Source organism: Streptomyces sp. NPDC001514, from assembly GCF_053597075.1.
The window spans coordinates 1-11,416 of record NZ_JBSFHO010000052.1; the positions used below are offsets into that span (position 1 = coordinate 1).

Here is an 11,416-nt window from a genome sequence, read left to right on the forward strand (position 1 = left end):
CTCGGACAGCACGATCTCCACAGCAGAAGGTCCCGGATGCGACATGCCAACAAGGTACTGACTAACACTCAGGATTTCAGGCGCATGACACTAGGAACGGTACTGGGGCGAGTCACGTCCAGGCGGTGTGGGGACGGGAAGCGGTCGGGGTCGTGGTTGGCCGCCCCGAATCCGAGGACGATCCGTTCCCTGGCCGGAATGCGGCTGCCCGCGATGGTCACCGGCTCCCTGGTGTAGCGGGTGGCGCCGATGGCCACGGGCCCGCGGTACCGGACCAGTTCGTCCACCACGTCGGGCAGTGTGGTCGGCGCGTCGCGTATCAGCCGTAGTTGTTCGGGATGGGTGAGCAGCACGAGGCTGCCGGCGCCGATCAGGTTCGCGGTGGTCTCGTACCCCGCGACCAGCAGCAGCGCGCCGGTTTCCACGATCTCCCGCTCACACAACTGGGAGGCGGTGGCCAGTTCGCTGAGCAGGTCGTCGGAGGGCTTCCGTCGCTTCCGGCATACGAGATCGGTGAGATAGTCGTACAGTGCGGCCCGGGCGGCTCGTGCATCGGACGGGCGATCCGCGGACGCCCGCACCAGGGCGTTCACGGTGCCCTCGAACTGGGCGCGTTCGCCGATCGGGACACCGAGCAGCTTGCAGAGCACCACCATGGGCAGCGGGAGCGCGAGGTCCGCCACCAGGTCGGCCCGGCCGGCGGGCGCGACGGGGTCGACGAGTTCGTCCACCGTATCCGTGACGTACGGTTCCAACGCGGCGGTGCGGCGCGGCGTGAACGCGGAGGCGACGATTCTGCGGAGCCGGAGGTGTTCGGCGCCGTCCATGCTCATGAACCCGAACTTGACCCAGGAACGGCCGGCGTGCCCCAGTACCGCGTCGTCGCTGGTCAGCCGCGGATCGCGGGCGGCTTCGAGGATGTCGGCGGGCCGGGTGAGCAGCCAGGCCGGCACGGTGCCGTGGAGCAGGACGCGGACCAACGGGGCACGTTCCGCGAGTTCGGCCAGGCGGTCGTAGACGTGCGGTCCGCCCATGAGCGTGGGTGGTCCACCGTCCATCAGGCACCTCGGAACGGGCGGAGAACGGTGTCGAGCTCGCCGATCTGGATGGCCGCGTACGCCAGATGCGCGGTGGTGACGGCGTCGACGAGCCGGCCGAGTGCGGCGCCGGTGAACCGGAAGCCGTGGTCGTCTCCCGCATGGGCGATGATCTCCCGATAGCCGACGACTCCCGCGAGCACCGCGTGCGTGCGGGGATCCGGCCAGAGGTCACGTATCTCGTCCAGCATCGTGCGCTCCGCGCGCCCCGGGCGGAGCATGCCGTCGACCCGCTCGTGAACGCGGTGCCGGAAGTCCCTCCCATGGCGCACGTATTCGCCGGCGATCTCGGCGTTCTCGCGCCATCGGGCATCACCCGCGAGCAGGTTGAGCAAGGAGACGGAACCACCTTCGACGACCGTCGGCTCGTTTCCGGCGAGCAGCCGGGCGAGACTGTCGTACCCGGCTTCGGGGGAGATGACGCCGTCGGCGACGGCTCGATCCGCGAGGAAGACCCGGTCGACGCCACTCATCGGTTCGGGACGTCCCGAACCGATGGCGATCTCGCGACGGCACTGCACCCGGTCGAGCACGACGATGCGACTCCCCGTGGCTCGGGCGATGTCCATGCTCCGGTCGGTCTTGCCACACCGGTCGGGCCGACGACGAGAACGAGCTGCCGGGTCGGTCGATCGGCGGAGTTCCGCCGGCGTGGGACTTCGAGACGGGGAAGGACAGCGGGTATTGCGCTCACACTCCTTCGCGGGAGAGAAAGCCTCGGTCGAGAACGCCGTGGGCCACAGGTCGAACTCTTCTGAGGGCGGCGCTGATGTCGGAGAGCAGGAGCGGGACGGTACGCCGTGAGTGCTCATGTGCTCCCTGGGCGTCCGCCTGCTCCAGGACGATCTACTTCCGAGCCGATCGGGCCGGACCCGGTAGGGCGGTCGTGCTACTTGAAGTAGACGACGATGCGGCCCGCGTTGTTCGGATCCGCCTCCACCCTGCGGTAGAAGCGTCGCATGTGGTTCTGATTCAGGTATGCCAGAACGTGGCTCTTGAGTCGTTGCTTCCCCTTGCCCGGAATGATCTCGGCTATGGAGTCGCCGGAGTTGTAGACGGTGAAGATGAAGGACCTCACCGCGGAGTCGATGTCCCGGTTGTTGCGGAAAATAGGATGTAGATCGAGTGACCGCAAGACACTTCTCGCTTTCGCTGACTCATGGTGTGTCTGGGATGATGGCACGTCGTTCAAACTACAGCAATGTACCTGCTGTTCACGTGGCCCGCTCGGTCATACATGAACGGACCGGCTGACGTTTGTTTACCGAACGGGCCGTCGGCCACGCCTGGGGCCACGACGTCCGCAGCACTCATACGATGGCCAACTTGGTGTGAACCCGGCAGGTGTGTGCGGTCGTAGACAGGCGTGGTGGGAGCGCCTCTTGCGAGGGGCACCCGACCGGCGCGGCCCCGCACCTCCCCCTGCGGGGCCTCGCCACCCCCTGTCCGAGGGCGCCGGTACTGGCTCTGCTCACGGGTCCAGGAGGTCTGGTTGAACCGTCCCGTGCTTCTCTTCGTAGTCCCGCGCGACGGTGAGGGACCCTCGGTTCCTGCCCTGGTTGCCGTGGGCCTCACCGTCACCTGTTCCGGCGCGAGCGCGGTGTGGAGCAGCAAACGGCGAGATATGTTTGACAACTGTGTGAAAAACCCGCCGTGTTAGCCTGCATGACATGAATAGGACGCGTCGCCCTGTTTACGAGATGCCCGCTGACCCGGCGCATCTGCAGTTGTCCTATACCCATCAGCACCCCGCCGTGCCTTATGACTTCGAGGATACGATCGAGGCGTGGCGTGTGTCGATCCGTGCCTTCCACTTCGAGGAAGACGAGTGCGAGGGCGGCTGCACTGTGGTGTGCCAGGATCAGATTGACAACGGTCGCGACATCGGACATGCGACCTTCTGGCGGCTGCGGGACTGCACCGGCGGCAACCGTGCGAAGGCCGCCGACGCGGAGTCCGGGGCTCTGGTGAGTATCGCGGCCGCCGTGTTCGACGCCGGTGGCAACGAATTCTCGGAGGCCTTCGAGAAGGCCATCGAATGGCCGGTCGGTGACCTGCTGATCCTGGACAGGATGTTCCTGGAGGCGGAGTGGCGCGGATTCGGCCTCGGCCCGGGTTTCGCCGCCGAGGCGATTCGCCGGCTGGCCGGTGGGTGCTGCGCGGTAGCCGCCCGGCCTGGCCCGGGCGAATGGCCAGCAGGGTGCAAGGCCCGGCCCGCTGACCGTGACAGGGCCACGGAGAAGATCGCTGCGCTGTGGCGGAGTATCGGGTTCCACGACTTTGAGCACGGTATCCAGCTCCTGGACACCGCGATGCGCGAACCGACGGACCTTCTCGACAAGGCTCGGCAGCACCTGGACGATCTCTCCAGCGCTTATCAGGAGCACGAGGCCGGTTCTCCGGAGGGGAGAGCCCAGGTCCGGCGAGAGTGTCGTAGCCGGTGGATTGGGCCGTTGACCACGGCCATGGCCTCGCGCGGTGACGGCCTCCGCGACACCTTGGGTGCACCTTCGCGAGGTTTGTCCCGTTCTTGGTGGGGACGGCCCTGGCCAGAGCCTCGTCGAGGAACGTGCTGAAGTCGTCGTCCCGCCTGCAGGAAGAAAGGCGCCAACGCCGTTGAACCTTTCCGGATGGCTTGTCGTAGCCGTGGTGGGGACAGCAGCCCAGCCCTGTGGGACGAGTGCCGTCACGGCTCCTCGGGGGTCGTGGCCACCTGTCTGCACATGCCGTGGGGGTATCCGGCCTGCTGAGTTCGATGGTGCAGGGGGCCTCGCCCTGTGTCCCCTCCTGCACGCCCAGCGGCGCCCCGCCGGGGCGCCCGTGTGCCTGACGCCGGGAGCCCCCCCGGGGTAGGTCGGCTCGCGACTGTTGCTCACTGCGGCGATCGCGGCGCGGTGCTCGCTGCCGGGGCACGCCTGGGTGAAGCTTCAGGATTCGGCGGCGACGTGTCCACGGAGGGCCGCAGGAAACTGTTGTGCGCCGGATCGGCGTAGCTGTGGGAGCGGATGCGCAGGTGGTAGTCGCATGCGACGGGGGCACCAGGCGCAGTGTCGAGTTCGTCCAGCATCACGATCAGCGCGTCCTCGTCCCGGACCTTCACGTCGATGTACGTGCCGCATGCGCAGGGCGCGATCAGGGTGAGGGCGGGCTGGGGTTCTCCCGACTCGTCTCGGAGCTGGGTGTAGTGGAGCCACCAACCGTGGATGTCGTCGGCGGAGCCGAGGTAGGTGACCACGCACGCCGCGTAAGGAGCTTCTTCGACCTGCGGGTATCTCGTCCAGGTCATCGGCGCGATGGTGGGGGTCAGGGTGCTGGGGAACGAGCCGGTCAGAGCGGAGTCGGCGGTGAAGACGGTCTGGAAGGTGACCTCCCAGCCACGCTCCCGCTCACGGTCGGACAGGTCGAAGTCGGCGACGCGGCGGCGCAGGACGACGATCGGGGCAGGGGACTCGTCGGCAGTGCGCTCGAGGAAGACGGCGCGGTGCGTCGGGGCGACGGCCATGGTGGATCGGGATCCTCTCTCAGGGTGAGCCAGGCGATCTGCCAGGTTCTCCGTGACGCCCCAGCCCCGGACTTCAGGGGTGGGGTTGCGGCGGAGAGCCGTCAGGTCCACGTGCGGAAGGGGATGGGGCCGGCCCCTGAGGGGCGCGTAGGCGCTACGGATGCGACCTGCCAGCCCATCCCGTCACCGCGGGGCTCCGGTCGGCTGCCGCTGCCCCCCTCGACGGCCCGTACGCCCGGGGCCACGTCGTCCTTGGCCTCTGGCAGGTCAGCCGGTCCCGCGCAGCGCGGGAGCCACACCGCACCTGGCCGAGACTCAGCGCAAGGCGGCGACTTCGAGTGTCCCTTGCGCGGCCCTGCGCTCGGCGGCGACGTAGAGTTCGGCGTCCGCCGCGGTGGCCGAGGCCAGCTGGACGGCGAAGGGCTCAAGTCCGAGCGCTTGGGCGATAAGGGCCTGGCTCCACCCGCGCCGGGCCAGAGCGTGGACCACCGCCGGCCTGTCCAGACCTCGGACCGTCACCCGACGGCCCGCCAGCAGATCGTTGATCAACCGGCGGTCGAGTTGACGCAACCGCTGTGCCTGCATCCGCATGCGGCGTCGTTCCCGTCCGGTGAACCCGCCCCAGATCCCTTCCCACTCATCGAGCTCCACCGCGCGGGTGAGACACCGCTGACGCACCGGGCAGGTGCCGCACAGGTTCTTCGCGGCCTCCACCTCCTCCTCACGATGAGGACGGGCATCGGCGGGGAAGAACAGGGCAGGATCCGCTCCCTGGCAGGCGGCGGCGCCTGTCTCGACCTCAGCATTGATCAACGGGTTCACCTCGTAGTTCGGGACTTGACTCCACCGACTCCGGCGCGCACCGACTCAGGCACCGCCGTCGGGCTCGCCCTCACCGTTCGGTGTTCACTTTCGACCCCCTGTCGGGTGACTGACTGTCCGGCACGAGCGCGGGACGTGCTCCTGCCTCTACGGACCGGCAGGGGGCGAAGTTCAGCCACACGTACCTCGCCTGAGCGGCTGTGCCGGCTCGATGTGGCCGGGAGTGGTCGCCGGAGGAGGGGCCGTGTGCCTCCTGTCGACGTCCGTGGACTCGGAGCGCGAGCACGTTGGCGACCGCCTGGGCGGAAGGACGGAACTTGTCCCGTAATCGAGGATTCGGCCATGTCCGGAACGTAGTCGCTCCTGACGGGCCCGCCGGCCCCGGAGGGAAGGGGAACCAGATGAAGCAGTTCTTGTGGCGATACGCGACCGTCGCGGAGCAGGAGCCCGTGACCGACGCTCCTTTCGAGTACGACGACGTCCTGCAGCTGAACGTGCTGGCCGATGGACGACTCGCGGCGAAGGACAAGGACCTCATGCTGCGGCTCGGCTCCACCGCGTCCACGGCGGGCTCCGCCACACATTTCGACGACTGATGCGGTCCTGCCATGACCGTGCTGGTGCTGACCTGTGAGCAGGACGTGACTGCCGACATGGTGGTGAGTCGGTTGAACGACGGTGGTGTACCGCTGCTGCGCTTCGATCCGGCGGATCTGCCGGACCGCGGTGCGATGTCGGGGGAGTACGTACGTGGGGAGTTCCACGGGTATCTGTCGAGCGGGGGCCGCGTGGTCAACCTGGATCACGTCCGCTCGGTGTGGGTACGGCGCCCCGGCGTGCCCGCCGCGCACGCCGAGGACTCGTGCGAGTGGCTCACCGCCGAGAGCGCGCAGGCGTTCTACGGGCTGCTCGAGGGCATCGGGGGACGCTGGATGAACGAGCCCGCCGCGGCCGCCCGCGCCCGCCTCAAACCATGGCAACTGCGCCTGGCTCATCGTTGTGGCTTCGCCGTGCCGGCCACCGTCGTGACCACTTATCCGCAGGTGGCGCAGGATTTCGCCCGGCAGTACCGGCATGTGGTCGTGAAGCCCGTGTCGAGCCGGCCGCTGGGCGACCCGCCCGTAGCCCTGCCTACGACGCTCGTGCCGGCCGATGCGGACTTCTCCAGCGTGGCGGCGGGGCCGACCCTGCTGCAGCGATTCGTGCGCAAGCGCGCGGACATCCGGCTCACCATGGTGGGCGACCAGTGCTTCGCGGCACGCAAGGTCGCGGGGGCGGATCAGGTCGATGGCCGCTACGGGAACACCGGGCACCGCTGGAATCCGGTCAAGACCCCCGGGCATGTGCGCCGCTCGGTCGCGGTGTACCTGGAGCGTGCCCAACTGTCCTATGGCGCCTTCGACCTGGCGGAAGACCCCGATGGGACATGGTGGTTCCTGGAGTGCAACCAGGGTGGCCAGTTCGGGTTCGTCGAGTTGGAGACGGAGCAGCCGATCGCGGCCGCGGTGGCGGCATGGCTCAGCGACGAATCCCCGCTGAGCCGAGGGGGCCGCGGGGCGAAGCGCAGCAGGATCTCCAGCTGGTGATCCGAGCGGGCTCGCGGTGCGTAGTCGGGGATGCGTAAGTGACGGAGTTCCGAGCAAGGGCCGCACACATCATCGACGGGCGCCGCGTGAAGCACAGCCCAGGGGAGGTCTTCGTGAGCGTGGAGCAGCAGATCCCTGAGTTCCTCGACCGTCCCAACAGGTTCACGGCACCTCGTGCCTTCGTCATGGCCGACCCCGGTCGACCTCCCCACTTCGAGGAGTGGGAGCCGGGTCTGGTGGACGCGGTCATCATCGACGTCCTCACGTGCGCGGCGCGCCAGGGCGTGAACTCGGCTCTCAGCGCCGCACGCACAGTCTTGGGTTCCGTCCGCGCATGCCTCGACGCGCAGGTGTGGCTGCGTATGGACCCGACCCACCGGATCGGTTTCGGCGGACACGTGGATCCGGGCCCGCGTTTCGCGGAACTGGCGGAGGTCGCGGATGGTGTGGTCCTGCCCGACGTGCGATCCGCTGCGGACGTGGACGCGGCCGTCACCTCGCTCGGCCGCGCCACCGCGATCATGCCGGTGGTCGACCTGGGCACGCCTCTCTCCGGCGTGGAGAGGCTGGCCGTGCATCCTCGCGTGGTGAGGCTGGCCGCCGCGACTCGGGCGGGACGGGTGAAGTTGTCCCTTGCCTCGCAAGTGCACGGGTTGCCGGCTCCGGTGAACGCGGTGACGGTAGAGCCGATGGACACCTGTGAACTCATGCACGATGCGGTCCTCGCCCGATGTGACGGGTTCGGCGGCCAGTGTGTCCCCGTGGCCGACCTGGCCGCGGATGTGCGCGCCCTCCACAGGGACGCGGGCCGGGACTGATCCGCCCGCCCGGAGCGACTTCTGCGGGAACACCGCGCAGGCGCCTGCCTGCCCGTTCCTCGGGTCGAATGGACGAATGCCGGGCCTCTGTTCATGTTGAAGGGCCGGCGGTGCAACGCGCGGCCGTCGGCACACGTGGAGGTGCCTTGCTGTGCATCATGGACGAGAGAGAGCGGACGCGGCGTGGGTCACATCGCTCACCGGACTCACGCCGGACGCCTTCGCCGCGCTGGTCTCGACGCTCCGCGCGCAGGGAGTCGACAAGACCCGTCGGGGGCGGCCGTGGAGCCTGCCGCTGGAGCGGCGTGTGCTGCTGGTGGCAGCGTACCTGAGAACGAATCTGACGTTGCGTCATATTGCAGGGCTTTTCGATGTCTCGAAGTCGTCCGCCGGCCGGATCGTCGACTCGCTGGGCCCGTACCTCGCGTTGGAGGACCGGTATCCCCGGCGCGGCCAACACCTCGCTGACCCCTTGGACGGCACGCCCGTGTCCGTGTCGTTCGGCGCCGTCGACCGCGGTCCGGGCGAATCCCCGTACGCGCCGCGTCGGAAGGTGCGAATCGACACCCGTACCCGGCTCACCACGGCGGCGGGCGCCGATGCCTCCGACATCCATCCCGAGCGACAGCTCGCCGAGCACCGGCCCCGTCCTGCCGGACATGCGACACCTACCGGTGTCGTGGTCATGAACCGGTTCCGGCCGGTCCACGTAGGTGGGTGACGGTCCAAGTCACTTGTTGTCAAGCCCTGCTGGGGCGACCAAGGAAGCGGTAACCCATGAACAAGAGGATCTCCCGGAAGATCTCCGGCATGGTCCTGGCGGGCGCGCTCGCCATCGGTGCCACCGCGGCGACCACCACCCCCGCGGCCGCCACCGAGGGCTGGGAGCGGTGTCCGGAAAACATGCTCTGCCTGTTCGGCGACACGAACTACAACGGCCTCCTGATGGTCTTCCCGGACATTCCGCTCCTCCACCACCAGTGGAACGACACGACGACGTCCTACTGGAACCGGACGAACGAGACGTGGAGGCTCTACACGGACCACGACGGCACGGGCATCTGCATTCCCGTCCCGCCGGGGCACCCGACGCCCAATATCGGGCCGTACCTCAACGACACGGTGAGCTCGGTCGGCCTCGGCGACTGCTAGACCGGCTGACATCGACGAAAGCCCGTCGGCCCCGCCTGCCCCCAACCGTGGGCCCTGCCTGCCCGGGTGGAACGGGCGTCCGAGAGCGGGACGCGCTGGACGTAGCGATCGCCGTCGGGTGCCTGGGGCTGTCGGCCGATTCGGCCGACAGCCCCGTTCGGCTCCGGCCGCCGCGCCGCGATCGACCCGACTCCCCCTGGCCTCCGACGAGCGGGTCGCCCACGCGTCAGGAAGGTGACGACGGTGTGGGGGTATGGCGCGGTGACAGCCCGTTTTCGGGGGCGTCGGCCTCGGCCTGCCGGATCCAGTTACGCAGGGCCTCGTGGTGCACGCCGAGTTCCTCGGCCATGCGGCGGATCACGGGCTTCGGCTCGGAGGTCCGGTACATCCGAACCGCACGCTCACGCAACTCCAGCGGGTACTTCCTCGGGGCAGGCATCGTCTGGGCTCCTCTCATGACACCCATCTGACCTCTGTCACCCATCCCCGCATCTCGGGGGAACCTCAGACCGGCCGGCCCCGCCGGCGCAGTTCGGCGGTGATGCGCGGGACGCCGTAGTTCCGCCGGGACGCGATGTGGATCACCGTGACCTCGTGCGCCAGGGCCTCAGCAGCCCGCCGCCTCGCCTCGCGGGCCTCGGCTCCGGGACGCGACATCCGGGACTGGCTCACCGACTGGAACGAGGCCCCCCGGCCCTTCGTCTGGACGAAGACAGCCGACGAGATCCTCGACAGAGTCGCCGCTTACTGCCACCGAATCTCTGACTCAGGTCACAAGCAGCAGCGCGCCGGTTTCCACGATCTCTCGCAATGCTGGTCGGGCCGACGAACCAGCTGCCGGGCCCGCCGGATCTGGGGTGTCGCCCAGGAAGACGAGGCAATGCATCGGCGGTTGCCGTGTTCCTCGGGCCTCTGTTCAGTCGCCTCGGCCGCCGAGGCGGGAAGAACTTCTTCAAAAAAGCTCTCGGAAGTCGCGTAATGATCCCGCCCGATCCCCCTCTCTTCAGGTGAAGGCACACCAAGAGAGAGGCGTCGCGTCATGCAGAACACCCAGAGCAACGTCGTCGTATGCGAGCTTGAGCTGCAGCTCATCCTTTCCGCCGCGCACTCGATCCCCGTCCCCGCCCGTCTCACGTACCGCACGGACGACCCGTATGCGGTCCGCATCATCTTTCATATCGATTCCGAGCACTCGGTCGACTGGACGCTCGCCCGCGAGCTGCTCATGGAGGGCGTCCTCCGTCCGTCCGGCCATGGTGACATCCGCGTCTGGCCTGGCAAGGTCGAGGGCCGCAACGTGATCCTGATGGCATTGTCGTCGCCTGACGGTGACGCGTTCCTGGAAGCGCCGAGCGCGCAGGTGTCCGCCTGGCTGGAGCGGACCGTGCGCGCGGTGCCGCCGGGCACCGAGACGGAGCACCTCGGCATTGACGACGGTCTGGCCGCCCTGCTCGCGACCCCAGTCGTAGTGGACGACCTGCCGTCGGGGTCCACCGAGGGCGAGCTGTGACCCCCCGTGGACCCGTGCAGGATTCGGCGGACGGGTCGGGAGACCTTGCCCGGGTTCAGCGGGCGCGGCAGGCCGGAGCCCCTCTTGTCTTCCGCACGCCGAAGTCCCACGCCCGCCGGCGCCGACGATTATGGCGGCAACGCCGATGACCACGCGGGGGTCACGACCGCCTGGCGTTCGACTCTGTCCGGCCCCGCTGCTCGTCGCTCGCACCACGTACCCCACATCGATCCGACCGACGATCCATCGGAACCCTCTTGGCCCGCCGCTGTGACGAGGAGCGGTCGCCCCAACCTTTCAGTCGGCCCTCCCAGCCGTTCACCGGCCTCCCGGTGGTCCACACGCGTTGATCACCTCGCCGGTAATCCCCCGTCGGCGCCCTCACCGCCCATGCCGGCGTCGGTGACACAGCCGCTGAACCGCCCAGCCTGATACACGCAGGCGCGGCGTCGTCCGGAACACCGGCACCCGGAACGCCGCTGTCATCGGCTTCTTCACCGAAAGGCACCGCAATCCCGGTGTCAGCGCTCAGTCGCTCGGTGTGCGGACAGGAGAGCCGTCAGTGAGTATGTGAAGTGCCGGATGTCCCGGCTCTGTGAGCCTCTGGGGCTTGCTTGAGCCGCCGGTCCTACCCGACTCTTCGCCGCCTACGCCACCACACGCGGCCGGGCCCTGGTGGACCGCGAGCTCTACTCGCCCAAGTCCTGGACGGACGACCGCGAGCGCTGCCGCGCCGCGAAGATCCCCGAGGAGCGGGCCTGCGCCACCAAACCAGAACTGGCCAGGGCGGGCCTTGCCTCACGTCCGGAGTGGCGGCCTCGTCAAACTCACCGGCCTCGGCAGGGCAGGATCAGCTCGATGTCAGAGACGGGTCAGAGGCGACTGTCAGGATCGGGAACATCGGAATTCGACGTACCGCGCTGAAATGC

General features: G+C 68.5%; 14 protein-coding genes and 2 pseudogenes. 9 read left to right on the forward strand and 7 right to left on the reverse strand.

The features are described 5' to 3' along the window. Positions 1–68: 68 nt before the first annotated feature. From ACWCXB_RS34560 to ACWCXB_RS34570, 3 genes are all read right to left on the reverse strand, one after another. On the reverse strand, positions 69–1,058 hold the full coding sequence (locus ACWCXB_RS34560; protein WP_450728120.1) for a cytochrome P450: 990 nt from the start codon (positions 1,056–1,058) through the stop codon (positions 69–71). Beyond that, on the reverse strand, positions 1,058–1,909 hold the full coding sequence (locus ACWCXB_RS34565) for an isopentenyl transferase family protein (protein WP_450728122.1): 852 nt from the start codon (positions 1,907–1,909) through the stop codon (positions 1,058–1,060). Before ACWCXB_RS34565 ends, ACWCXB_RS34560 begins: the two co-directional genes overlap by 1 nt. Positions 1,910–1,986: 77 nt before the next feature. After that, a complete protein-coding gene (locus ACWCXB_RS34570; protein WP_450728177.1) occupies positions 1,987–2,280 on the reverse strand; it encodes a Smr/MutS family protein in 294 nt (97 codons plus the stop codon). Between the two features lie 487 nt (positions 2,281–2,767). On the opposite strand from ACWCXB_RS34570, the gene ACWCXB_RS34575 reads away from it, so the two are divergent. Then, positions 2,768–3,673: a hypothetical protein gene (locus ACWCXB_RS34575; protein WP_450728124.1), complete on the forward strand. Its 906-nt coding sequence runs from the start codon at positions 2,768–2,770 to the stop codon at positions 3,671–3,673. Positions 3,674–3,969: 296 nt separating this feature from the next. On the opposite strand, the gene ACWCXB_RS34580 is transcribed toward ACWCXB_RS34575, so the two are convergent. After that, on the reverse strand, positions 3,970–4,599 hold the full coding sequence (locus ACWCXB_RS34580; RefSeq protein WP_450728126.1) for a hypothetical protein: 630 nt from the start codon (positions 4,597–4,599) through the stop codon (positions 3,970–3,972). Between the two features lie 315 nt (positions 4,600–4,914). After that, the gene (locus ACWCXB_RS34585) at positions 4,915–5,412 is read right to left on the reverse strand and encodes a WhiB family transcriptional regulator (protein ID WP_450728128.1); all 498 of its coding nucleotides are present in this window, start codon (positions 5,410–5,412) and stop codon (positions 4,915–4,917) included. Between the two features lie 410 nt (positions 5,413–5,822). On the opposite strand from ACWCXB_RS34585, the gene ACWCXB_RS34590 reads away from it, so the two are divergent. From ACWCXB_RS34590 to ACWCXB_RS34610, 5 genes are all read left to right on the forward strand, one after another. Further along, positions 5,823–6,017: a putative ATP-grasp-modified RiPP gene (locus ACWCXB_RS34590; protein WP_450728130.1), complete on the forward strand. Its 195-nt coding sequence runs from the start codon at positions 5,823–5,825 to the stop codon at positions 6,015–6,017. 12 nt (positions 6,018–6,029) lie between these two features. After that, on the forward strand, positions 6,030–7,007 hold the full coding sequence (gene tgmB / locus ACWCXB_RS34595) for an ATP-grasp ribosomal peptide maturase (RefSeq protein WP_450728132.1): 978 nt from the start codon (positions 6,030–6,032) through the stop codon (positions 7,005–7,007). An 86-nt stretch (positions 7,008–7,093) separates the two neighbouring features. Then, a complete protein-coding gene (locus ACWCXB_RS34600) occupies positions 7,094–7,825 on the forward strand; it encodes a hypothetical protein (RefSeq protein ID WP_450728134.1) in 732 nt (243 codons plus the stop codon). A 151-nt stretch (positions 7,826–7,976) separates the two neighbouring features. After that, a complete protein-coding gene (locus ACWCXB_RS34605) occupies positions 7,977–8,546 on the forward strand; it encodes a helix-turn-helix domain-containing protein (RefSeq protein WP_450728136.1) in 570 nt (189 codons plus the stop codon). Between the two features lie 56 nt (positions 8,547–8,602). Next, positions 8,603–8,977: a peptidase inhibitor family I36 protein gene (locus ACWCXB_RS34610; protein ID WP_450728138.1), complete on the forward strand. Its 375-nt coding sequence runs from the start codon at positions 8,603–8,605 to the stop codon at positions 8,975–8,977. A gap of 226 nt (positions 8,978–9,203) precedes the next feature. Here ACWCXB_RS34610 and ACWCXB_RS34615 read toward each other — a convergent pair whose 3' ends face one another. Both ACWCXB_RS34615 and ACWCXB_RS34620 read right to left on the reverse strand, forming a co-directional pair. Next, on the reverse strand, positions 9,204–9,416 hold the full coding sequence (locus ACWCXB_RS34615; protein ID WP_450728140.1) for a transposase: 213 nt from the start codon (positions 9,414–9,416) through the stop codon (positions 9,204–9,206). A gap of 65 nt (positions 9,417–9,481) precedes the next feature. After that, complete coding sequence (locus ACWCXB_RS34620) at positions 9,482–9,634, reverse strand: IS3 family transposase (protein WP_450728142.1); 153 nt, start codon at positions 9,632–9,634, stop codon at positions 9,482–9,484. Here ACWCXB_RS34620 and ACWCXB_RS34625 point away from each other — a divergent pair. The 3 genes and pseudogenes from ACWCXB_RS34625 to ACWCXB_RS34635 form a co-directional block, all read left to right on the forward strand. After that, positions 9,630–9,752 (forward strand): annotated as a pseudogene (locus ACWCXB_RS34625) (IS630 family transposase); the annotation flags it as partial. The gene ACWCXB_RS34620 and the pseudogene ACWCXB_RS34625 sit on opposite strands and share 5 nt — an antisense overlap. A 264-nt stretch (positions 9,753–10,016) precedes the next feature. After that, the gene (locus ACWCXB_RS34630; RefSeq protein ID WP_450728144.1) at positions 10,017–10,487 is read left to right on the forward strand and encodes an SsgA family sporulation/cell division regulator; all 471 of its coding nucleotides are present in this window, start codon (positions 10,017–10,019) and stop codon (positions 10,485–10,487) included. Positions 10,488–11,123: 636 nt separating this feature from the next. Continuing rightward, positions 11,124–11,411: pseudogene (locus tag ACWCXB_RS34635) on the forward strand (transposase); the annotation flags it as partial. Between the last annotated feature and the right edge of the window lie 5 nt (positions 11,412–11,416).